At 44.4% G+C, this 22,402-nt stretch carries 21 protein-coding genes; 2 read left to right on the top strand and 19 right to left on the bottom strand.

The annotated features are described in order from the left end of the window. Nucleotides 1–123 precede the first annotated feature (123 nt). From B3O12_RS10120 to B3O12_RS10045, 16 genes are all read right to left on the bottom strand, one after another. Nucleotides 124–1,011, bottom strand: coding sequence for a sugar phosphate isomerase/epimerase family protein (locus B3O12_RS10120; RefSeq protein ID WP_286756211.1), 888 nt, complete (start codon nucleotides 1,009–1,011; stop codon nucleotides 124–126). Between the two features lie 138 nt (nucleotides 1,012–1,149). Next, on the bottom strand, nucleotides 1,150–2,205 hold the full coding sequence (locus B3O12_RS10115; protein ID WP_229838700.1) for an iron-containing alcohol dehydrogenase family protein: 1,056 nt from the start codon (nucleotides 2,203–2,205) through the stop codon (nucleotides 1,150–1,152). 22 nt (nucleotides 2,206–2,227) lie between these two features. Further along, nucleotides 2,228–2,959 (bottom strand): 3-deoxy-manno-octulosonate cytidylyltransferase, encoded by a 732-nt coding sequence (gene kdsB, locus B3O12_RS10110; RefSeq protein WP_286756210.1) that lies wholly within the window; start codon nucleotides 2,957–2,959, stop codon nucleotides 2,228–2,230. Then, nucleotides 2,959–4,152, bottom strand: coding sequence for a DegT/DnrJ/EryC1/StrS family aminotransferase (locus tag B3O12_RS10105; protein ID WP_286756209.1), 1,194 nt, complete (start codon nucleotides 4,150–4,152; stop codon nucleotides 2,959–2,961). The genes kdsB and B3O12_RS10105 overlap by 1 nt, the downstream gene beginning before the upstream one ends. A 454-nt stretch (nucleotides 4,153–4,606) precedes the next feature. Continuing rightward, entirely contained in the window at nucleotides 4,607–6,274 is a 1,668-nt protein-coding gene (locus B3O12_RS10100; protein ID WP_189630946.1) for an SGNH/GDSL hydrolase family protein, read from the bottom strand. Nucleotides 6,275–6,285: 11 nt separating this feature from the next. Further along, on the bottom strand, nucleotides 6,286–9,102 hold the full coding sequence (locus tag B3O12_RS10095) for a TonB-dependent receptor (protein WP_286756208.1): 2,817 nt from the start codon (nucleotides 9,100–9,102) through the stop codon (nucleotides 6,286–6,288). Between the two features lie 179 nt (nucleotides 9,103–9,281). Then, complete coding sequence (gene gldC, locus B3O12_RS10090; RefSeq protein ID WP_189630948.1) at nucleotides 9,282–9,629, bottom strand: gliding motility protein GldC; 348 nt, start codon at nucleotides 9,627–9,629, stop codon at nucleotides 9,282–9,284. Nucleotides 9,630–9,644: 15 nt separating this feature from the next. Beyond that, on the bottom strand, nucleotides 9,645–10,307 hold the full coding sequence (locus B3O12_RS10085; RefSeq protein ID WP_189630949.1) for a 3-oxoacid CoA-transferase subunit B: 663 nt from the start codon (nucleotides 10,305–10,307) through the stop codon (nucleotides 9,645–9,647). A 291-nt stretch (nucleotides 10,308–10,598) separates the two neighbouring features. Further along, nucleotides 10,599–11,297, bottom strand: a complete 699-nt coding sequence (locus tag B3O12_RS10080) for a CoA transferase subunit A (protein ID WP_189630950.1) — start codon at nucleotides 11,295–11,297, stop codon at nucleotides 10,599–10,601. 10 nt (nucleotides 11,298–11,307) lie between these two features. Next, nucleotides 11,308–12,240, bottom strand: coding sequence for a bifunctional riboflavin kinase/FAD synthetase (locus tag B3O12_RS10075; protein WP_286756207.1), 933 nt, complete (start codon nucleotides 12,238–12,240; stop codon nucleotides 11,308–11,310). Further along, nucleotides 12,237–12,938 carry a tRNA pseudouridine(55) synthase TruB gene (gene truB, locus B3O12_RS10070; RefSeq protein ID WP_286756206.1) on the bottom strand — a complete coding sequence of 234 codons (702 nt, stop codon included), beginning with the start codon at nucleotides 12,936–12,938 and terminating at the stop codon, nucleotides 12,237–12,239. Before truB ends, B3O12_RS10075 begins: the two co-directional genes overlap by 4 nt. Continuing rightward, a complete protein-coding gene (locus B3O12_RS10065) occupies nucleotides 12,938–13,729 on the bottom strand; it encodes an undecaprenyl-diphosphate phosphatase (RefSeq protein ID WP_286747261.1) in 792 nt (263 codons plus the stop codon). Before B3O12_RS10065 ends, truB begins: the two co-directional genes overlap by 1 nt. After that, nucleotides 13,729–13,941 (bottom strand): DUF3098 domain-containing protein, encoded by a 213-nt coding sequence (locus B3O12_RS10060; protein ID WP_189630954.1) that lies wholly within the window; start codon nucleotides 13,939–13,941, stop codon nucleotides 13,729–13,731. Before B3O12_RS10060 ends, B3O12_RS10065 begins: the two co-directional genes overlap by 1 nt. A 1-nt stretch (nucleotide 13,942) precedes the next feature. Continuing rightward, nucleotides 13,943–14,842: a cell division protein FtsX gene (locus B3O12_RS10055; protein WP_286756204.1), complete on the bottom strand. Its 900-nt coding sequence runs from the start codon at nucleotides 14,840–14,842 to the stop codon at nucleotides 13,943–13,945. A 246-nt stretch (nucleotides 14,843–15,088) separates the two neighbouring features. Next, nucleotides 15,089–16,573: a hypothetical protein gene (locus B3O12_RS10050; RefSeq protein ID WP_286756202.1), complete on the bottom strand. Its 1,485-nt coding sequence runs from the start codon at nucleotides 16,571–16,573 to the stop codon at nucleotides 15,089–15,091. A 150-nt stretch (nucleotides 16,574–16,723) separates the two neighbouring features. Continuing rightward, nucleotides 16,724–17,527, bottom strand: coding sequence for a helix-turn-helix domain-containing protein (locus B3O12_RS10045; protein ID WP_286756201.1), 804 nt, complete (start codon nucleotides 17,525–17,527; stop codon nucleotides 16,724–16,726). A gap of 67 nt (nucleotides 17,528–17,594) precedes the next feature. On the opposite strand from B3O12_RS10045, the gene B3O12_RS10040 reads away from it, so the two are divergent. After that, nucleotides 17,595–18,425 (top strand): alpha/beta fold hydrolase, encoded by an 831-nt coding sequence (locus B3O12_RS10040; RefSeq protein ID WP_286756200.1) that lies wholly within the window; start codon nucleotides 17,595–17,597, stop codon nucleotides 18,423–18,425. A gap of 118 nt (nucleotides 18,426–18,543) precedes the next feature. Here B3O12_RS10040 and pdeM read toward each other — a convergent pair whose 3' ends face one another. Continuing rightward, the gene (pdeM, locus tag B3O12_RS10035) at nucleotides 18,544–19,173 is read right to left on the bottom strand and encodes a ligase-associated DNA damage response endonuclease PdeM (protein ID WP_286756197.1); all 630 of its coding nucleotides are present in this window, start codon (nucleotides 19,171–19,173) and stop codon (nucleotides 18,544–18,546) included. A gap of 54 nt (nucleotides 19,174–19,227) precedes the next feature. On the opposite strand from pdeM, the gene B3O12_RS10030 reads away from it, so the two are divergent. After that, complete coding sequence (locus B3O12_RS10030) at nucleotides 19,228–19,674, top strand: DUF2147 domain-containing protein (protein ID WP_229838702.1); 447 nt, start codon at nucleotides 19,228–19,230, stop codon at nucleotides 19,672–19,674. Between the two features lie 5 nt (nucleotides 19,675–19,679). Here B3O12_RS10030 and B3O12_RS10025 read toward each other — a convergent pair whose 3' ends face one another. Continuing rightward, nucleotides 19,680–22,037 carry a TonB-dependent receptor gene (locus tag B3O12_RS10025; RefSeq protein WP_286756195.1) on the bottom strand — a complete coding sequence of 786 codons (2,358 nt, stop codon included), beginning with the start codon at nucleotides 22,035–22,037 and terminating at the stop codon, nucleotides 19,680–19,682. 57 nt (nucleotides 22,038–22,094) lie between these two features. After that, nucleotides 22,095–22,385: a DUF3817 domain-containing protein gene (locus B3O12_RS10020; RefSeq protein WP_286756194.1), complete on the bottom strand. Its 291-nt coding sequence runs from the start codon at nucleotides 22,383–22,385 to the stop codon at nucleotides 22,095–22,097. Nucleotides 22,386–22,402 lie beyond the last annotated feature (17 nt).

Here is a 22,402-nt window from a genome sequence, read left to right as displayed (position 1 = left end):
CAGATGGAGCCAAGGCTGCTTGGTAGTGCCCGGGTTAGTTCTAAAAGAGAAGCAACTGTTGCGTTGCTTACTGGCCTTAAGAAAACCCATGACTTTTGAAGCAGCCTTGCTCTTAGGGATTGATTAGAATACGAGTTTCTTTAAGTGTTTAATACTTGTTTCCAGGCTGCTTACTGAATCTTCGGCAAAATTACCATCCTGTTCTACAAAGAAATATTCCATTCCGGCATCATTCTTATGACCAAAAATCTGTCTCCAGTCTATAATTCCATTGCCAACTTCGGTCATAGGTTGCCCATCGTCTAAGGAGAGGTCTTTTACATGCCATAGTGGTACGCGACCCATGTTTTGTCTGAAGAAGGTTAGCGGGTTTTTTTCGGCTTTGCGAGCCCAGTATATGTCGAGCTCAATTTTCACGTACTGAGGGTCAGTTTCTTTTAAGATAACCTCCATAGGAACTTCGCCATCCAGCTCCATAAACTCAAAGTCATGGTTGTGGTAGCACAACTGGATATTGGATTTTTTAGCGGCTTCACCCACTTTGTTTAGTTGCTCACAAAGTGCTTTATACAGGTCTATAGACTCCCGTTCAAAAGGCATTAGCCAAGGGCAAACTATAAATTCGGCACCAAGGGTGGCGGCATCGTCTATTGCGCGCTGTGGCTCATGCCAAAGGGTGCCCGGAATTTTGCGTTCTCCGGCACCTGTTGGTGTGTGAATGCTTTTTACCTGAAGCTTGGATTTTTCGAAAATGGCTTTGGCTTCTGCTATGGGCTTTCCCAGTATTTTTCCATCAGAAAAGTCGAATAGCTCCATATAGTCGTATCCGGCCTTTCTTAGTCTCTTCAGAGTACCGGGCATGTCTTTATAGATCACATCGCGAACGGTAAAGGCCTGAAAGCCGAATGATTTAATGGTCTCGCTTCTCCGTGTTGCCCCCAAAAGCTGAGGGGCCACCAGTGCGGAAGCTGCCGCAAGACCGGCTGTTTGAATAAAGTTTCTGCGTTTCATTTGATCGATATTTCCTTTGAAACTAAGAAAAAGGAAGAAAATTTTCTAGCAGAAACTCACGAGGGGTATAAACGAAAAGACACCCAAACCTACTTTCGGTGTTGGGTGTCTTTTGATGAAGTCCAGACAGTACTGGACTTACATTTTCTCGTACATTGCTCTCAATTTCTTTCGGGTAATGGTGTCGCGCCAGTTTTTACCCAAGGCATTTTCCCAAAGGGGTTCTAAAAACAGGGCCACATCAATCATTTTTTCAAATTGCTCATCGGTGAGGTTGGCACAGATGCCTTTCGGTATATCGATATCATGCTTTTTCACCATGGCTTTGAATTTGGCCACTCCTTCAGGATAAAACTCTTCGAGCTGATCGAACACTATGCAGTTACCAATACCATGTTTGGTGCCCAACAAAAAGCTCAGGCCATAGGAGAGGGCATGGGCTACACCAACCTGAGAGTAGGCAATGGACATGCCTCCGTGGAAAGAAGCCATCATTAGTTTGTCGTCAGAATCATCGTCCCAAACGTCCTTTTCCAAAAACACCTCTTCGCAAAGCTCCAGTGCCTTTTCTCCATACGATTGGGAGAAGGTGTTGAGGTAGGTGCCTGTAAGCGATTCAATACAGTGTATGTAACAGTCCATTCCTGTATAAAACCGCTGGTTTTTTGGAGCATTCTTGATCAATTCGGGGTCGAGAATAATCTGATCGAAAGGTGTATAGTCTGAGTTCATGCCCAGTTTGCGCTGTGGCCCTGTAAGTACCGTAGTTCTAGATACTTCGGCACCTGTGCCCGATAGGGTGGGAATACCTACATGATAGGCTCCGGGAACTTTTACCAGATCCCAACCCTGATAGTCGGCCGAAGAACCAGGGTTGGTCATCATTAGGGCAACAGCCTTGGCAAGGTCTAACATACTACCACCACCAATGCCAATAATACCGGAAACTTCTCCATAAGCCTCTTTTAGCGAGTTGGCTATGGCGTCTACTTGCTTGGTTTTGGGCTCATCGGCTGCACTGGCATAAACTATTTTGTCTGTGCCGCTAAGCGGTATTCTGTTGATCAGGGCATTGTTCCCCTTAAAAATATCGTCTACAATAAAGATAAATGGAAAATCTGCTTTTCTGTGAGGGGTGAGTATGTCTTGGGTTTGGTCGAAACAGCCTCTGCCGTATACGACCATTTTAACCATTGGGAAGTTTTTGAATTTCATCTTAATCTTCAATAAATGTTTTTGCGTTTTCGAGATCTTGGGGCGTATCGATTTCTATGCCCATGTATTCGGTCTCTACCATTTTAATTTTTTTGCCGGTTTCCAGGTATCTCAGGCACTCAATTTTTTCAGTGTCTTCCAGCAGGGTCATTGGGGTGTTGTAAAAATCGAGCAAGGCCTGTTTTCTAAAAGCATATACTCCTATGTGCTCGTAGTATTTAGTGTTGGCTTCTTTATTTCTCGGGTAGGGTATGGGCGACCTTGAAAAGAACAAGGCAAAGTTGTTTTGGTCAACGACCACTTTCACGTAGTTGGGGTCTTCAATTTGGTTTACTTTGGTGAGCACTTGCATGAGAGAGGCCAGATCAATATCGGCTGCATCGGGGCCTTCGAAAACGTTGAGCAATTTCACCAAAGGTTCTTTTTTGGTAAAGGGTTCATCGCCCTGAACGTTGACAATAATGTCGGCCTCTATTTGTTCAGCTGCTTCAGCTATTCGGTCGCTACCACATTCGTGATTTTTTATACTCTTTATGGCTTTTCCACCATTGCCAACTATTTCGTTGTAAATAACTTCTGAGTCTGTCACCACAAATACATCGGAGAAAAGACCAGTGTTTAGTGTGGCTTCATAGGTTCTCAGAATCACCGACTTGGAGCCCAATTTGGCCATTAGTTTACCGGGAAACCGGGTGGCATCGTATCGGGCTGGTATAAGGGCAACAACTTTCATTATAAAACTGAGGCTATGGTTTGGGCCATCTTCTCTGCTCGTTCATGAGCTTGCTCTTCTGTCCAGTTTAGGTTGATAAGAGAAGAAATGGTTCGGCCAATAATCTTATCTGATTGTTGGAAGGCATTAAAATCGGTGTTCTTAATGGCGTCTACCAATGCAGGGTTCAACGGGAACAACGAGGTGGCGTTTTTAAGGTGGTCCCACTTTTTAATATAGTGCCAGTTGTTATCGTACCAATAGAAGTTTCCTCCCAGCCCATTACTAAGCAATGCTTTGTGTGCTGCTCGGGCTAAATCTTCGGTAGGGAGGAAGAAAGAAAGGAACGAGGCATTGTCACCTTGTGGATCTGGTATGCGCCTAAAACTAATGCCCTCTACTTTTTGTAAAGCGGCTTTTATAATAGCATTGTGCTTTCTTTGCGTAGCCAATATGCTATCGAGTTTTCTTATTTGGGCAAGCCCAACAGCAGCATGAAGCTCAGATATTCTGAAGTTATAGCCCAGAAAGGGGTGGCTTTCAGCACCCCGGTCAGTACCAATGTGGTCATGCCCATGGTCTGTATAATGATCGGCATGTGTATAAAACTCTTTGTTATTGGTAAGGAATGCTCCTCCTTCACCGCAGGTTATAGTTTTCACAAAGTCGAAAGAGAAAGTTCCTCCATGGCCTATGGTACCCAGTTTTTGTCCGTTGAACGAACCGCCAATGGCCTGGCAGGCATCTTCTAACAGCAGAAGGTCATGCTTTTCGCAAATGGCCATTAACTCATCCATTTGTGCCATAGAACCACACATATGAACAGGCATTACCATTTTGGTTTTGGGTGTAATTGCTGCTTCTACAGCTTTGGGGTCCAGGCAGAGGGTTTCATCGACATCGACCAACACAGGTATTGCTCCGGCCGCAATAATGGCCTCAAAGCTGGCCACAAAGGTAAAAGTGGGCATTATAACCTCATCTCCATAACCTACTCCCATTACAGCCATGGCTGTACTCAAAGCGGTGGTTCCGCTTGAGGTAAGCTGCGCATGTTGTACCTGAAAAGTGTCTTGAATGGCTTTTTCCAGTTCTTTGGCTTTCCACTGGTTGTTGCGCATGGCATCGAAGCCATAACGCATCAGAATGCCTGTTTCTAACACATCGTTTACTTCCTTTCGCTCTTCTGCTCCGAAGAATTCAAATCCTGGCATGTATCTAAATTTTGGGTCAAAAATAGATAGAAATAATCAGGTCTCACAAATAGGCCCGATGGATTTAAAGCAATCAGGCTGTCGATAGCTGTTAACCAATCCCAGAATGGGAAATTTTTCTTTCTGTGGTCTGATTTATCATGCCAATGTCGACCTATTTATATTATAAAATACTGATAATCAATAGTTTAATTGTTTTGTAAGCCTTTGGCAGAATGCTTGTCTTAAGTATGATGAAGTTGCTAAGCAGCTTCTTGTTGGTATGTGAAGTTGATGGTTAATAATCTATTTGGTTGAGGTGAACCCTGAAGAATACGTCTTCGGGGTTCTTTTTTTGCCCTTTTCTCAAGGCATAAAAAAACTGTCTTAAAAGATTGCTCTCCATTCTCATTGGTTGTGAATAGGAGAAAGCAAGGACTTTTAAGACAGTCTTTACGTTTCTTTTAGCTATGACCTATAAATCGGTGGCCACAATACCTCTCAGGGCTATCACATTTACATGAGGTATGTTAGCGCCTCGGGTCGTGTTTAGTGCATCGATAATTAGGTTGGCAATTATGGCATTACCTCTTGGGTTCGGGTGTACACCATCAGTAGAGAATACTCCATTGGGTGCAAAGTCAGGTCTTAGGTTATGACCATCCACCTCTAGTCCCAGCTGGCCATCGGCTTGGGCTGCTGCTGCCTCACCCATAGCCTCTAAAGCCTGATTGGTTCCCTGGCTTGGGTCTATTAGGAAGCGAGCTGCGGCCGGGCTAAGACCGAATAAATCGGCAAAAGCCGGCTGCACATCTACAAGCGTAATTGAGCCGTTAGACTGAGCGTTGATACCGGCAACCACGCCTGCTATAATGGCATTGAATTGCGCTCTGGTACCCACTACTGTTTGTACTTCTGAGGCCGAAAGAATCAGATTGTCTGCCGCAGGAACAGTAATACCTACAAGTGCTTGCGCATTGCCTCCCACTGCAGTTCCCAACACACTGGCTGAAGCCAATGTCGGAAGATCGTTAGCCGTGGCCGGGCGAGATTGTCCATAAGGAGCCAGTGCCTGTCTTTCGGCAGGGGTAATAAGTTGTAAGGCCAAAAGGATATCGAATTCACCGCCCGGACGATCGAAGTCTACCAGGGCATCATCTTTAATCAGTATAGGGTTTGCTCCCAGTGCGTAGCTTACCTTTCTTCGGTCGGCTTCCTGCTGTGAAACATTCACAAGAGGAGATTGCTGCGACACTTGTACAAGGCCATCCAAGGCTCTGTTAAGTCCAGAAAAAGCCGCATTGAGCTGAGCCACTACATTCGCATCAGTCATTGGAATGGCGTTGTAAGGAACGGCTCTAAAGTAGGGGAGAAGCACGTATGGAGGTAGGGTAAGCACTACACCTTCGGCACCAGACTGAACCAAAGCACCCAATGACTGTGAGAGTGCATCTTGAAAATCCTGTGCGCTGGTAATGAGCGATTCGTTGCTACCACCACCAATGGCATACTGTAGTATATCGTTGCTACCGAGCCAGTAAGTAAAGAAAGTTGGTGAAGTAGCCAGAGCATCGCCCAATACTGTGCTGGTACCCGGGGCAGAGGCAAACCGGGCATAGTAAGGGTTATTGGCCAGGCTTGGGCTCAATACCTCGGTAATTCTCATGCCCGGCACTCCAAAGTTGTTCAATTCTGCTTTGTTGCCACCGTATGCAGTAGGCAGTTCTCCGGGAGTGGGAACCGGTTTTGCCAGTGCCAGACTCAGCAGGAATCTTCCTTGATCATCACTAGTTCCCGGCTGACCGTCAGGTCCCGGGCCGCTATATCCATTTACAGAGTTAATATCCGGTTGGTTAAAGCTTCCTCCACCAACTCCGGAAATTTGAAACTGTGCGGCCAGGAGGGCAGGGATCGAATGGTTTTGCCCATCGGTATAGAGGGCACCATCCATTACTCCTGCAGCCAGCGAATTACCAATGGCCACATATTGAGAGAAGTCTAAAACTCCGGGATCACCGCTAGGGGCTTCAGGTAGCGGGTTGTCTTTAAGTTGTTGCTCGAGTATGGCATCTTCTTCATCACATGAGAAGGTGACAAAGGCCAGTGGCAACATGGCTAATAAATATATTTTTAGTCGTTTCATTTTCATCATGATTATTTGAAGAATTCGTCAAAAGTAAACTGGATGTAGTAGATACTACCAATTGTGGGGTTACCAAACGAAGTGGTGTATCGTTCGTTCAGAATGTTGCTGGCCCCCAGCTTAAAGGTAGATTTCCATTCCGGAATTTTGTAAGACACCTGGGCATCTAGAGTGCCAAAATCAGGAATTATACCCACACCAAACGAAGACTCCCATAAGAAGGCTTGCTGCCATCTGTAGTTTATTTGGAAACCAAGCTTGTCGGTCACTTTTCGATTACCCACTTTCAGGTTGTATCTGTATTTGGGTGTATTATAGGCTGCTCTAAAGCCCTGAGCCAACAGGTCGGCTTGCGAAATAAGTTCGTTGAAAGCCACGTTACCACCAATGAAGTAACCACCGTTGAGGGTATAGTCTACCTGCAATGCCCAGCCCTGAGACTCTACATTACCATCGGCATTTATGTCGAAACCGAAACGTTGAGTACGTACACTTCCGTCTATAATCTGCTGTCTCACGGCATCGCTATCGTTTACTTTGGCTCCGGTTAAGCCATTTGGAATAGCTTGTGTAAAGTCGATTTCAGCTATGAAATCAGAATAACGACTGTAATAGTAATAAGCATCTATGAGCAGGCGCCCGTCCATGAAAAGGCCTTTATAGCCTACTTCGAACGTGTTTACTTTTTCTGTTTTAAATTCATCGTCTACTCTCGACTCGAGTTCGAAGTCGGCTGTATTGCCGGTTGCTCTGGCTCTTTGTACACTTTCTGTAGTGTAGGTATTCTGAGGAGAGAAGTTATAGCGGTTTACAAGCAGGCTGTTGCTACCTACAAGTCTTCTGGTTACCACATCCAGATCAATGAATTGATCTTGAGTGGTAGGAATTCGGAAACCTCTTTGGAAAGAACCTCTAAAGTTGTGGTTACCAGACACTGTACCTACAGCGGAAATTCTTGGAGAAAGCTGGCCTTCAAAGTTTTCGTTCTTATCGTATCTCAAAGAACCCTGAAGTTTCAGGTTGTCATCCATAAAGCTTTTAGATACCTGGGTATATGCTCCCCATTCGTTATAGCTTATTTCTTCTCCGTTGTTGTCCAAAGCAAAGAGAGTACCTTCTGAGTTAAGGCTGTATCTTCTCCAGTTGGCTCCAACCACTACATCGGCCCAGTCGATACGCTCACCTAAATCCCAGCTTCCTTCCACATGCCATAAGCCTGACTTATCGAGGAACTTGGCACCGCCATCGGCTATTGAGCGAGCTCTTAGGGCCGTGGCCAGATTGTCGAACTGAGCCGAACCGGGTTGCGGCTGGGCAGCATCGGCTGCCTGACGACCAGCGGCATGAGCGGTTTCTATATCGGCTCCCTGCAAACGAGCTCCACCAAAAGCAGTAAGGTATGGCTCAAGGTAAGTCGCCTGGTTGATTAGAGAAGCAAGCGTGTTGGCTGCGTAGCTGTCTCCTGAGTTTTCTTGTGTGGTATAAGCCCTGGCGTAGAATTCAGAGCCTTTCAGTTCTACTTTGGCTGTAGAAATAGTGAAGTCGTCTAAAACGAAACGGTCGTTGGCAGTGTAAACTGTGCTTCCTGCACCGTAGTTGAATTGTCCGAATAGTTCAAGTTTATCGTTGAGGCGATAGTGTAGGGCACCACCTAGTTTAATGCTTTCGGTGGTGTTGTCTACAAACGAGTTTTCGGTAAAACCGGTAGGCGTAAAATATCCATCAATATTATCAGGGAACAGGGTTCTGATGCCTGGTAGGGTAGTGTTTCCTCCGGCAATGGCAATGTCGGCAATTTGGCCTACGGTAATTCCGAAGTCTCCGTATACGTTCACACCATCATAAAAACGGTTATTTCCTCTCTGCTCGGCTCCTCGCTCTACTACTCCGGCAGTGGCAAGTCCCTGGTCTCTGGTGTCGTGTCCTACAAAGTCTCTGGCGGTGAGATAAGAACCGGTTACTTTAAAAGCCAGGCGGTTGTTGAAGGCTTTTGCCCAACGGAAGCCATAATCCTGATAAAGTTCTTGTTGCTGATTGGTGTCGCTGTATTCTACATTGTTTAACCCGGTTTTTACATAGGCACTAAAACCCTGATAATCAAAAGGGTTTTTAGAATTGAGCAACAATATACCATTGATGGCATTGGGGCCATATAGCGCAGATGCAGCACCGGGTATCAATTCGGCAGACTCAAGGTCTAAATCGTTGATTCCTACAATGTTACCTACGGCAAAGTTTAGACCAGGAGCCTGGTTGTCAATTCCATCTATCAGTTGAACGAAGCGGGTGTTGCCGTTGGCTCCGAATCCTCTGGCGTTGATGGATTTGAAGGTTAAACTTTGCGTACTGAAATCAATACCTTTCAAGTTGGCCAGACCCTCGTAAAAAGATGGGGCGGCCGTTGTCTGAATATCCAGAATGTCGAGTTTTTCGATGGATACGGGAGAGGTAAGTATATTTTCTTCTATCCTGGAGGCCGAAACTACTACTTCCTGCCCGAAGATTACCTGCTCTACCATGCGTATCTCCAAACCTGTGACGTTGGATTGTGTGATTTCTAATTCCTGAGGTGTGTAGCCTACATAGGAAAAGATAAGTGTTATTGGTGCTGCCTGATTGACAGTAAGGTTAAAATCACCTTGTGCATTGGTAATTGTACCAACCACCCGGTCTTTGACCCGTATGTTCACCCCGGGAAGCGTTTGCCCGTTGGCATCGTCTATTACCCGGCCGGAAATTCTGACTTGATCCTGCGCTACTGCCGTAATCGTTTGCATGATAAGCAGGACCAGTATCAGGCCTTTAAAAATTTTCTTCAAATTCTTCATATTCAGGTTTTTGAAACAAATAAAGTTTGGCAAGACCTATGGAGTTGAGATATAAACCATAGGCATCAATCCAAAAATACAATGTTTTTGATCTTTAAAAAGCCAATGCATCAAATTTATTCGTCATGCATAACAATATGAGTATTGGCTGTTTCTGCGAATTTTTGACTTCTAAGAGATTATTGTTGTCCGTTTTGACCCAATTCTTCCTCCAGATGTTTTACCAGTTTGTCGCAGAGCCTGTTCATGGCGGTAGACATGAATTCATCGCCCGTAGAGTTGAGTATGCTTTGCGCCAATCCGCCCAAGCAGTCTACGTAAAACCTTTTCATTTCATCTACCGGCATTTCTTTGTTCCACAGGTCTATGCGCAGGGTGCTCATGGTATTGTGGTCCCAAATGGCGAGATTAAATGCTTTGGTTTCTTCCTCACCGGGTATGTCTTTGTCGGTGGCGTCCCAGGTAATGGTTTCAGGAATTGAGTCTTTGTCTAGTTTTATTCTGAGTTTGATTTCTGATTCTTTCATAGTAGCGTTTCTGTATTAGTTTAGTTTCATTTCAGGAATTTCTCCTTCTATTATTAATCGGCCACTGGTGGCTTCTTTAATTTCTTCTACACTCACACCGGGGGCTCTTTCCAGGAGTTTAAATCCACCTTCAGGAAGTACATCCAGTACCGCTAAATCGGTGACTATCTTTTTTACACAGCGAATACCGGTAATGGGTAGTGTGCATTCTTTCAGAAGCTTGGATTCGCCCGATCGGCTGCGGTGTTGCATAGCCACAATAATGTTTTCGGCAGAAGCCACCAGATCCATGGCTCCCCCCATACCTTTCACCATTTTACCCGGGATTTTCCAGTTGGCTATGTCTCCGTTTTCAGATACTTCCATGGCACCCAGTATGGTAAGATCTACGTGCCCGCCACGAATCATGGCGAAGCTTTCGGCTGAGCTGAACAGGGAGGAGCCGGGTAGGGTGGTAACGGTCTGCTTGCCGGCATTAATAAGGTCGGCATCAACTTCCTCTTCTTCCGGAAAAGGGCCAATGCCTAGTAAACCGTTTTCTGATTGAAGCACTACATTGATGTGTTCGGGAATAAAATTGGCCACTAAGGTGGGAATGCCTATTCCTAAATTAATGTAGGTTCCGTCTTGAACTTCTTGCGCTATGCGTTTTGCTATTCCTATTTTGTCTAGAGGCATGTTTTGAAAATTTGAAGATGTGTCAATTTGATGATTTGCTGAGTATGATGACAGTTGAAAGCACTTCTGAAAAGTGTACTGAACCTTGGTGCCTGTTCCGAAAATTGTAACCACTAACACCGTTGCTTTTTGGGCTTCCAGTTAAGAAAATCTGCCTGCTTTTATTATTGAGAGGTTCTGCTGACCTCCTGATTTTATAAAGCGTAAGGGCTGCTTTTAGGTTTTCTGTAGCTGTTTCCATCTGTGCTTGTTTAGTGCATCGTATGATTCTCGGGGTATTCAATCATCAAATCATTTGATTTTTGTGGTTCTCTGTTCAATTCGTTTCTCATAATTAACTCCCTGAAAGATTCGCTGAACGAAAATACCCGGGGTATGGATGTGGTTGGGGTCTAGTTCTCCAACCTCAACGAGCTCTTCTACTTCGGCAATGGTAATTTTGCCGGCCGTGGCCATCATGGGGTTAAAGTTTCTGGCTGTTCCTTTAAAGATCAGATTGCCAGCCTTGTCGCCTTTCCATGCTTTCACAATTGCGAAATCGGCTTGCAGCCACGATTCGAGCAGGTACATCTTTCCGTTGAATTCTCTTACCTCTTTGCCTTCGGCCACCTCGGTGCCAAAGCCTGCCGGAGTATAAAAGGCAGGTATGCCCGCTCCACCGGCTCGTATTCGTTCGGCCAATGTACCCTGAGGAATAAGGTCTACCTCCAGCTCACCGGAGAGTAACTGTCGCTCAAACTCTGCGTTTTCTCCCACATAGGAGGAGATCATTTTTTTAACCTGTCGGGTCTTGAGCATGAGCCCGATACCGAAATCATCGACCCCGGCATTGTTAGATATACAGGTGAGTCCTTTTACTCCCTTTTTTACCAATGCAGCAATGCAGTTTTCCGGAATACCACACAGGCCAAAGCCTCCGAGCATGAGTGTGGCATTGTCTGGAATGTCGGCAATGGCTTCATCGGCATTGTTGACAACCTTGTTGATCATAGTGATGAGTTTATAGTTTACTTAGGCGCTGGCTCACTGCCTCTTTATCGGTTTTTAGCTGTGCTTTGAGTGCATCGAGCGAGCTGAACTTAATTTCCTTCCGAATCAAATCTACAAATTCAATGGCAATCTCGCTTTCATAGATATCCTCATCGAAGTCAAAAATGTTTACTTCAATGGTTTTATGGTCTCCGCCAATGGTGGGGCGTTGCCCGATGTTGAGCATGCCATTGTATTTTTGGTATTCGATGCATACGCGCACGGCATATATTCCATCGGCCGGAACTAGCTTATAGTTTTCTTTTACCTGAATGTTGGCAGTAGGATACCCCAACGAGCGGCCTATTTTGTTGCCGTGCACCACCCGACCAGATAGCGTATAGGTTCGGCCCAAAAGGTTGGTGGCCAGGTGTACATCGCCTACTTCCAGAGCCCTGCGTATTTTGGTGGAGCTTATTCCAATTTCGTCTATGTCTTGTCGGGGTATTTCTTCTACCTCAAAGTCATACTTAGGGGCGAACCGGTGTAGCTCTTCCATGCCTCCACTGCGGTCTTTCCCAAAGCGATGGTCATAGCCGATTATTATTTTTTTTGTGCCTATTCGTTCATGGAGTATCACCCGAACGTATTCTTCCGGACTCATTTGAGAGAACTCCTGAGTGAAAGGTATTTTTATCAGGTGGTCTACCCCGTGCTGTTCGAGCAGATTGGCTTTTTCTGGAAAAGTAGAAAGCAATTGCAATGAATGATCCCAAGGTTTTAAGACTAACCTTGGGTGTGGCCAATAGGTAATGAGCACGGTTTCTCCGTTGAGCCGGTTGGCCTCCTCTCTTAATCGTGCGAGTATTTTTTGATGACCCAGGTGTACACCATCGAATGTGCCTGCTGTTACTACAGCATTCTTGATTTCCTCAATGGCTTCTGTACCCAGATGAATTTTCATGTGAGTTGTTTTAAATAATCAACCAGTTGGTCGAGTTGATGAGCATTTTCTACGCTAAACTGACCTATTCGCGTTCTTCTTAGGCTACTAAGGTGAGCGCCTACACCCAGGGCCTCTCCAAAGTCGTTGGCAAGGCTTCTTATATAGGTGCCTTTGGAGCATACTACTCTAAACTCTACCGTTGGCAAATCTACTTTGGTGAGCTCAAATTCGGAAATGACAACCTGCCTGGATTTGAGTTGAATATCTTCTCCTTTGCGAGCCAACTCATACACTCTTTTACCATCTACCTTAATGGCCGAATGAATAGGGGGTACCTGATTGATGGTGCCAAGAAACCGGTCTCTTGCACTCTCCAGATCCGTAATAGTGAGGTGTGAGGTTTGAACGGCCGCAGATGGTTCACTTTCCAGATCGTAAGTAGGAGTGGTTTGTCCGAGCGTAAATGTGCCGGTGTATTCTTTTTCCTGCCCCATGAACTGCTCAATTTGCTTGGTCTTTTTGCCGGTGCAAATAATGAGAAGTCCGGTGGCCAGTGGGTCTAATGTGCCGGCATGCCCCACTTTTTTAATTCGGATGTTGTTTCTCACTTTTTTCACCACATCGAACGAAGTCCATTCCAGTGGTTTATCGATAAGCAGGACCTGTCCGGCCAGAAAGTTTTCCTGTTTGGAGAGTTCCGGATCTAAATTGAGCATTAAATAAGGGAATAAACAATGGCAACTAGCCCTACCAAAACACAGTAGTAGCTGAAATACTTAAGTTGGCTGCGCTTAACCAGGGCAATCATCCACTGGCAGGCAACAAGACCTGACACAAAAGCGGCCACAAAACCTATCATTAGAAGCGAGGTATTTGTTTCGCTGGCACCCAAATCGCCACTTATAATGTCTTTGGCCATTTTGCCTAAAATAAGCGGCACTACCATGAGAAAGGAGAACCGAGCGGCTTTTTGCCTGTCTACTCCCAGAATAACGGAGGTAGAAATGGTGGCTCCGGAACGCGAAATGCCCGGTAATATGGCAATGGCTTGAGCTATACCAATGATAAATGCATTTTTATACGATACCGGATTGAGCGTATTTCTGGCTTTATCGGCCAAAAAGAGCAGGGCTGCTGTAATCAATAGCATGCAGCCTACGAGAAGAATTTGCCCACCAAAGAATTGCTCAATATGGTCTTCGAACAGCACGCCCACCAAGGCAGCCGGAACCATTGAGAGTACAATCTTTACTGAGAACCGAAATTCTTCATTGTTGCGAAAGCGAAGCAAACCGGTTACTATTTCGGCTATGTCTTTTCTGAAAATAACCATGGTACTAAGGGCAGTGGCGGCATGTAGGACCACGGTCATCATCAGGCTTTCTTCAGGTAGGCTATTGTCTCCAAAAAGGGCTTTTGTAAGCTCCAGATGACCACTACTACTTACCGGCAAAAATTCTGTAAGCCCCTGAACGATGCCCAGAATAACGGCTTCGAACCAAGACATTATTTCGATTTTTTGAAAATGGCGAAGAATTCAATGATGAAACCGGCTACTATAATAATGGGCCCCAGAGTTAGACCAAGGAAGCCCTGACCATGCGGTTCTTTATCGAGCGACATAATGATGAAGCCCAGTAACAGTGTGCCCAGACCTATGAGCATCCATTTATAATTTTCTTTGCTAAATGCGAATTGACTTTTTTTCTTATCAGACATATCAATATAGTTCGTCTAAAGACATTCTTAAATATTTGTTCATGGCCCTTAGTGTGCTGAAATAGGCTATTAGAGCGCCTAAAATAATCAGAATGCCATAAAGAGCTAAAATAAGTTCTTGCTGTTGCAGTTGTTCAAGCCCTTCAATTCTGGCATTGGCGAATTGCTTAAGACCAAATAGTAGTCCGGAAGCAATGAGTCCGGCAATGGCTCCATGCATAAGAGCTCTGCTTAGGAATGGCCGCTTAATAAACCCTCCTTTTGCGCCCACCAGCTGCATGCTTCTAATAAGAAAGCGTTGAGAAAACAGGGCTAACTTAATGGAGTTGTTAATTAGTAATACCACAATAATAATTAGCAGAGCGGCTAGCCCGGCCAGTATGAGACTAAGCTTGGCCAGGTTGCTGTTTATAGAGTCTACCAGGTTTTTAACATATGTGACTTCATATACGCCACTTATACCTTCAATTTGCTGAGCAATACTGTCTAACTGTGCATTGGTTTGGTACTCTTGCGCAACCTTTAGTGTGTAGGCATCGCGTAGCGGGTTTTCGCCCAGAAATTCGGAGAAGTCTTCTCCAGTTTCTTCAATGAATTTAGCGGCTGCTTCTTCTTTAGAAATAAAAGTTATGGGGGTAACACCATCTTCTTTCAGAATGTAGCTACTAGAGGTTAATTCGCTCTGAATCCGGTTTCTCTGGCTGTTAGACAGGTCTTTGTTTAAATATACCTGCAGCTCAATGTTTTGCTTTATAATGGAGGTGAGACGGTTGGCTTGTAGCACCATAATGCCAAACAAACCAATCACAAAAAGGGCAAGACTTGCGCTAAATACCACGCTTACGTAGTGATAAGTTCCTAATTTTTTCTTGCGTTTGTGTTTTTTAGGTTCTCTAGCCAAGGACAGTGATTTTCGATCAAAAATAGTAATTAATTCATAAGGGTAACTGAGGGAAGATGTTAATATTGTTGAATAGGGCAAGGGGTGAACTGCTCATTGGTAAATCAGTCATTGATCTATAGTGAGGATTAATCAAGAGCCTTCTTTTTCAATCCTGTATGGAACCGTAGTGGTTTTAATGGCTAATTGCTGCCAATTAGAGGTAGGGGGGGTAGACCATATTTAGCAATTAGCCATGCTCTGTAATTAGTGAATGCCACTTGCCCGCAAAGGCGGCTCCCTGTATTCCAGATATACCTTGAATGCCGGGAAGTTAATGACTTCAGAACTTTCTTTGCCAAGTATAGCCTTTATTTGATAACAAGGGCCCGCGTGTAAGAGGAAGTCAACTTCATTGGCTCCTTCCAGGTTGGTATTAATCAGATTTGTTCGGAGAAACTCCGCACCATCCCAATACAGTACGTCACAATGATTGTAGAAAAGGCCATAACTATCAAACAGTAATCCACAGATATACGGAGCTTCTTCCATGTCTTCTGTTACCTCGGGAAGTTCAAAATGAATATTGAGTTCTTTGAATTTGAAATGCTCATATACGGGTTCCTCATGGTTTTTAAACAGAGGCTGAAAACCGACAACGGTACGGTTGGCCTCTTCTTTGGCCAGGTTGAGTCCGATCATTTCATCAACCACCATATCTTTTTCCCTAACCACATACATGGCTTCATCTCTCGTAGTGGGATCCGGGTGGACAGTGCTTTTGTCAACAACGCCTATCCATAAGTGGTCATAGCCCTCAATGATTTCTGACTTAGGATTGATGCTGTAGACTGGTGCGTTTTTAATTTTCCCATTGTAGCCCAGTTCGTCAAGAGACAGGTCAATGTCGAAACGGTCGGGGTCGGGTAAATATCTGTTAAGTGAAAAGGTCAAAGCCAGATAGCTGGCTATTTCTGCCTGGCTTGATCTGTATACCCGATGGTATGTGGACCGGCACAAAGACTCCATGTCTACTTGCTTTGGATTCTTTTCTAACTTATAGTCATAAGTTCTTTTTAAAAAGCTGTCCGTTACTTTGCCATTACGGGAGTCCTTCACTTCTACGCTAAGAGTAGATTTCCTCCAGTCTGACCATTCCTTTTCAACCGTAGTAAAATATTCCTTATAGCGCTTGTAACATGCGGTCAGATCGTTGTACCATTCTACGACCGAGCTTTTTTGCTTATTGGCTTCTGGTTCATACAGATCTAATCCGTGGGTGAGCCTTTCTCTTAGTATGGCCAGGTGTATATGGGAGAGTATAGAGATTATAGGGACTAAATGAATTCTGTTTTTGCTGTCTGTTAGTTTAGATTCGAGGCTTACGGCCTGCCCTAAGGCCACCGTTAACACCTGAGAATTTTCTCTTAACCCTTTGTTTGGAGAGTATTGAGCTACTTGTCTCATGAGAGCATTCAATTCATTTTTGCGTTCAAAGAGCTCTTGGTCAAGTATGGCTTTGTCGATAGCTTCATACACCTGTTCTTTAATCAGGTCCCAGATGTTTATTTTGTTAGGGTCTTTTGGCCATAGAAGGGAGGTTATAGACGCAGCTATTCCGCCAACTTTAGGTATTGCTTTTTCAATACCTATGACAATTCTTCTTGCTCTGTTATTTGGAGTGTCGGTTATAAACGGAGTACCCTGGGTTAATAAATCACCGGCTTCAAGGGAACTGGAACTTTGATTCATTGTGCGTATTTTATGTTTTTTGAACGAGAGGCATAAATAAAATGTCTTACCTCTTTATCCTATCAAATTCTGATGTTTGGTCTTTTCTTTAATGAGGAACGGTATAAGGAAGTGGACCACATAGCTGAAGGATGAGTTGTGGTGGGGTAGTTATTCGAAGACTATGTCGTTGGTAGGTAGTTTCATTTTAGAAAAGAGCTCTTTTGGGGAGTAGCTGGTCATTTTTCGGCACTCTTTAATGAAGTGTGATTGATCATAATAACCGAATTCAAGCGCATCAATAAACTTCATGTTAGGTCGGTTTTTTAGCTTGCGAGAGGCGTTTTGGAACCGAATGACTTGCCACAGCTCTTTGGGGGCAAGATTAAATTCCTTCCGAATCCATCTTTCCATCGACTTTTCGGACATATGCATGCTATCCGCAAGTTCGGCCACTTTAAATTTGCCTGTTATGCTGCTTTCTATAAGACTTATAACCCGGTCTATTTTTTCGTCAACCGAAAATTTATCCAGCGAATGGCCGATGGTGCCATCAAGTGCATCAACCTGAATGGCAGTATTGCTTTCCGATAGTTCGGAGAGAATATTTTCCCGGGCGGTTGGTGGAATCAGCTTAGAAGTATCAAAACTCTGCCAATTGGTAAGCAGGCCACTGAACAATGAAAGCCCGAGAATGTTCAGATTCAGTTTAATATTCAAACAAACAAGACAGGAGGGTATGTGGTAGAATGAAGCCTGATTGGTAGCTGGCAGAATACCGGAGCTTCCCGCCCAAATAAATGATTCGGAGTCGACATCCCACTGGTGAAACCCTCCCTTTTTGACAAAATAGCATTCGATCTTCGCATTGGGTATGGTTTTAAGAAATGCCGGCTCACTAATGATAAAGAACTGATACCTGTCAACGTATTTGGAGACAGCGGGGAGTTTCGGTCGTTCTTCAATGAGTATCATTTTGTCTGATTCTTACAATTTTTTAGCTGAGCTCTCTTGTACGTTTGTATAAACTTAAAATTCGCGTATGAAAAAACAAGGACTAATATGGCTTATGTTCTCTCTGATGTTCGCAGCACAGGCTCAAACGAAAATCGAATTAGCAGGAGGTGTAACCGGAAAGCGATTTTCATTAAAAATGGATTGGGGTAATCTCAATTATGAAGTATTCGGAGAGGGCGATCCATTGTTAATCCTTCATGGCAATGGAGGTTCGGTAGAAGGGAAATACGCAATGATTCCATCGTTGCTGGAGCACTACCAGGTAATTGCTATTGATAGCAGATGCCATGGTCGTAGTGGCTGTCCGGATGGAGATTTAGACTACTTCCAAATGGCTGAAGATGTACACGCAGTAATGAAAGTTTTGGGACACAAGAAATACAGCATCTGGGGGCATAGTGATGGTGGTATTCTAGGTTTAATTATTGGTTACAGATATACCTCTGAAGTGGATAGAATGTTGATTTCAGGAGCCAACACCCGGTTGTCCGGGCTAAAACCGGAGCTTGTGGCTATGATGAGCAATTACCAACAAATACCTGATGCCACTACTAAAAAGCATCTGGCACTTATGGTAAACCAAAAGGAAATACCGATGGATAGTCTTCGGAAAATCAATGTTCCTGTAATGCTTATGGTAGGCGACCGGGATGCTGTGCGCATGCAGCATACCATGGAGATATTTGAGGCATTGCCAATGTCTAATTTATGTGTTTTGCCTGCAACAACGCACTTTATAGGCAATGATAGGCTCCATCATATTATATACTGGCTCAAAGAATTTAAAAAGCCGTTTTCAGCACCATCAACTATAGAAGTAGCCAATGCAATGGCCGAATCACTAATGGGTAACTAAGGTGCTTCCGGTCCATAAGCTGCAATCTCTTCAATTTTGCAAACGGGCAATTTAAATCGGTACGAAAGGCTTGTATATACGGAGTCTTTTGTGCCGATTGTTGCCTATTCTACGCGTTTTAATTGACCCGAACCACCTGCTTGTCGGCAATGGCATAAACCGCATCGTCTTTTTTAATATTTATTTTGGCCGTACCAGTAAAGTGGCCAAAGGCAGGCAGCAGGCCGTTGCGTTTGCCAAAGTAAAAGCAGGGGAGACGCAGTGACTGACGCCCTTTGCCGTAGAGCTTTACTGCCGGATGAATGTGTCCGGCCAGATTATAGAGTTCAGTTTCTTCAGGAATATGGCTCAGATGAAAAGGCGGAATGCAAAGTGTTTCACTCACCTGAAGGTTAGGGATTTGGTAGTTACGAGCATCGAGTACATCATGATTGCCCAGTACCAAGCTGAACTGCAAAGGAGCCTTGCTCTTCATCCAATGCCTAAAAACCTCCCAGCCCTGGTTGTGGTCTGAATGAAAGAGGTCGCCCAGAAAAATGACCTGCTCCGGAGCAAAGCGCGCAATAAGCTGGTCTAGCAGATGAATATCTCTGGTATGAATAAGGTCAGAGACAGGAATACCCGATTTGCGAAAATGCCCCGCTTTGCCCAGGTGCAGATCGGCTAGAATCAGATACTTTTTATCTGCCCAGAATATTCCTTTTTCGGGAATCAATACCAATCTTTGTCCTAATAACTCATGCACCATTGGTCAACAATTCGCAAGGCTCTGCGTTTTGTGTGAAAAACAAGTCTTAAAGATATGAACACCATTATGAAATACTCCATTCTATTGCTCACACTTTTGACTGTTATGTCCAACTCCGTTCAGGCTCAGTCGGCTGACGATGTTTTGGGCTTTTGGCTTACCGATGACGGAATGGCCAAAATAGAGATCTATAAAAAAGAAGGTAAGTACCATGGCAAAATTGTTTGGCTCAAAGAGCCCAATAACCCGGATGGTACACCAAAGCTCGATACTGAAAACCCGAAAGAAGAACTTCGCAAACGCCCTGTTTTGGGCTTGGACCTGGTAAAAGGTTTTGTGTTCGAGGATGGTGTGTGGGAAGATGGCGAAATTTATGACCCCAACAATGGCAAGACCTACGATTGCCGTATGAAACTGAAAGGCAACAAGCTGGAAGTGCGAGGCTATATTGGCCTTTCTATGTTTGGCCGCACTGTGGTGTGGACAAAAGTGAAGTCTTAACTAACTCAAAAATCGATTACGATTCCCAACGAGGGTAGAATACTCGAATTGTCTATGCCTTCAATAAGCACCAGTTGCCGGGGTGTGGTTATATTTCCCTGAGCATCTCTGTTCAGACCATACTCCGGTTCATTGGGAATATCTTGGCCAAATGCGTTTTGCAGTTCAAGAAATACATTGAAGGTCCACCGGCTGAAGTTCCATTTTTTGTCAATACGAATATCGGTTTGATTGAAGGCATTGAGTCTTACTGAGCCCAGTTGGTCATAGTCTTTGATTATGGCCGGATAGTTTTCCAGAGTAGCATTCCTGTCTACGGGAGCGTAAGGAGTGCTACCCAGGTAGCGCATTCTGGCGCTTAATTCCCAGTTGTTGCCAAACTTGTAGCCTCCCGTAAAAGTGAGCAGGTGGTTACTGTCCCAGGTGCTTGGCCGGTAAACACCATCGAGCCCCGTAAACTCGCTCTTGTACCAGGTATAGGCCAGTATGGCATAATAGTTATTGGTAAACTTTTTCTGAAAAAGAAATTCCATTCCATAGGTTCTTCCTTCACCAGTACTGCTCACATTTTCATTTCCTAACACCGAAAAATCGCCACCTAAATTGGCGAGCGACACCCCTTGTTCAAGGGACACGGGGTAGTTGTTGTATTTTTTATAAAAGCCTTCCAGAGTAAATCGTGAAGATGGGTTTAGTAAATACTCGAGCCCCAATACCGCATGGTCGCTTCGGATATACTCCGTATTTTTATTGACGAGTGAACCTGCCTGACTATAACCCAAAATAGTATAAGGTGGAATTTTATAGTATCTGCCCAGCGAGGCATTTACCGACCATTTCTTTAGTGCATCGAAAGTGTAGCTGGCAGATGCCCTGGGGCTTAGGGTTTGCCAAAAGTCATTGCCGGACTCAGTAAAACTGTTGCCATCTACTCTAATTCCGAGCGAGTATTTTAAACGATCGTCAGGTGAAGTGGAAGAAGCTTGAAAGGAGACTCCGTACTTAGTGAAGGATATTTGGTTGTCGAAATTGTTATTGTTCACTAAGTCTAAGCTATTATTTTCGTAGCTCACAAATTGCAAGCCGGCAGAGCTTACCAAGGTCCAATTTCCTTTAAAACGGGTGCTGTTATACCTAAATTTAGTTTCGGATTCGGTCGATAAATTTTGCAGGTAAAGTCCCGTTTGGTTCTCATTGTTTTCGAACCTTCTAAAGTCATTATTCAATCTACTGTTACTCAATGAAAACGTGCTAAACCCTTTGCCGTATTTGTTTCTTCGTTTCCAGCTTACACCAATGGTATTGGTTTGTTGTTTAATCACCGGTACCTGGTCTAGCGTGGCCTGTTGTTCTTCATCATATTCATCGGGCACGTTAATACTGAAATCATCAACTGACCCCACTCCGGTAATGATGATTTCATTGTACTCATCTACGGCATGAGTCAATTTATACTGGTAGTCCCAATAGTCGGGTAAAAAAGGAAGGTCCAGAGCCTGGAAAAGAAATTGCAGGTAAGACCTTCTGGCAGAAGCTATGAAGGAAGTTTTAGAAGTCTCGTTTTCGCCTTTAAATAATGGCCCCTCAAAGGTTAAGGCACTTTCGCTGCTGCTAAGCCTAAAGTTTGTTCTGAACTCCCTGTTGTTTCCGTTTCTCTGATCGAACTGAAGAACACCGGACAGAGCATTGTCATATTGCGCAGCAAAGGCCGAAGTAGAAAGTGTCACTCCCTCAAAGAAGCTTACATTGAGCAAACCAACCGGGCCACCGGCACTGCCTTGGGTTGCAAAGTGATTGATGTTCGGAATTTCAATTCCATCTAAATAATAAACGTTTTCATTGGGTGCTCCACCGCGAATAATGATGTCGTTTCTAAAACCACCAACCGAACCCGATACTCCGGGCAGAGATTGTACAACCTTTGCTATGTCATTATTTCCGCCCGGATAAGTAGCAATTTCTTCCCGCGAGAGCTTTTGGATAGAAAGGGGAGTCTCTTCAATTTTCTGAAACGGGTTGGCCATTACTACTACCTGGCCCAATTCTGAGATGGTTTCTTTTAGTTCAAAATTCACGTCCGGATTTCCTCCCGAGCGAATTACTATGTTGAATTTGGTTTGCGTTTCGTACCCTACGAAAGAAACTTGCAGTGTAAAAGTTTTTGTAGGTAAGTTTTCCAGGGTGTAAAAACCCTCCGCATTGGTAATGGCTCCGGTTTGTAATTCGAGCACCTGCACCGTGGCTCCGGGTATAGATTCTCCGGTTTTGGCATCGGTCACATATCCGGAGAGGTTGCCTTTGTTTTGATAGGCCGACAGAGGCAGGCCCACCCATAGCATCAACAGAAAAAATAGATGTCGCATAGAATAGTTTACATGAGACAAACTAAGGGAGCATAAAAGGGTTTGAGACTTTCTAATTTATTTGCTCTCAGTCTGAGGTGTAAAGAGCTTTTTATCGGCCACAAAGGTTCCAAAAGGTAAAAGCGAGGCAATAAGCGCCAGAAAAGTCTTCCACATGGTCCACGCTTCTTTGCGCCCCACAAACATTACAAAAGAGCAATAAAGCACGAAAAGCACTCCATGAGCCAGGCCAACCGGGTAGGTGGGTTCAGGTATGTTGAACCAGTATTTAAGGGGCATACAAATTCCTAAGAGCAGAAGGTAGGAGACACCTTCCAGTATAGCGAGTAATTTCAGTGTTTTGAGCATCAGTTCTTTTGTGTCCG

The organism is Roseivirga sp. UBA838 (assembly GCF_002296035.1).
Lineage (GTDB): Bacteria > Bacteroidota > Bacteroidia > Cytophagales > Cyclobacteriaceae > Roseivirga > Roseivirga thermotolerans.
This window is presented reverse-complemented; position numbering and strand designations above follow the sequence as displayed.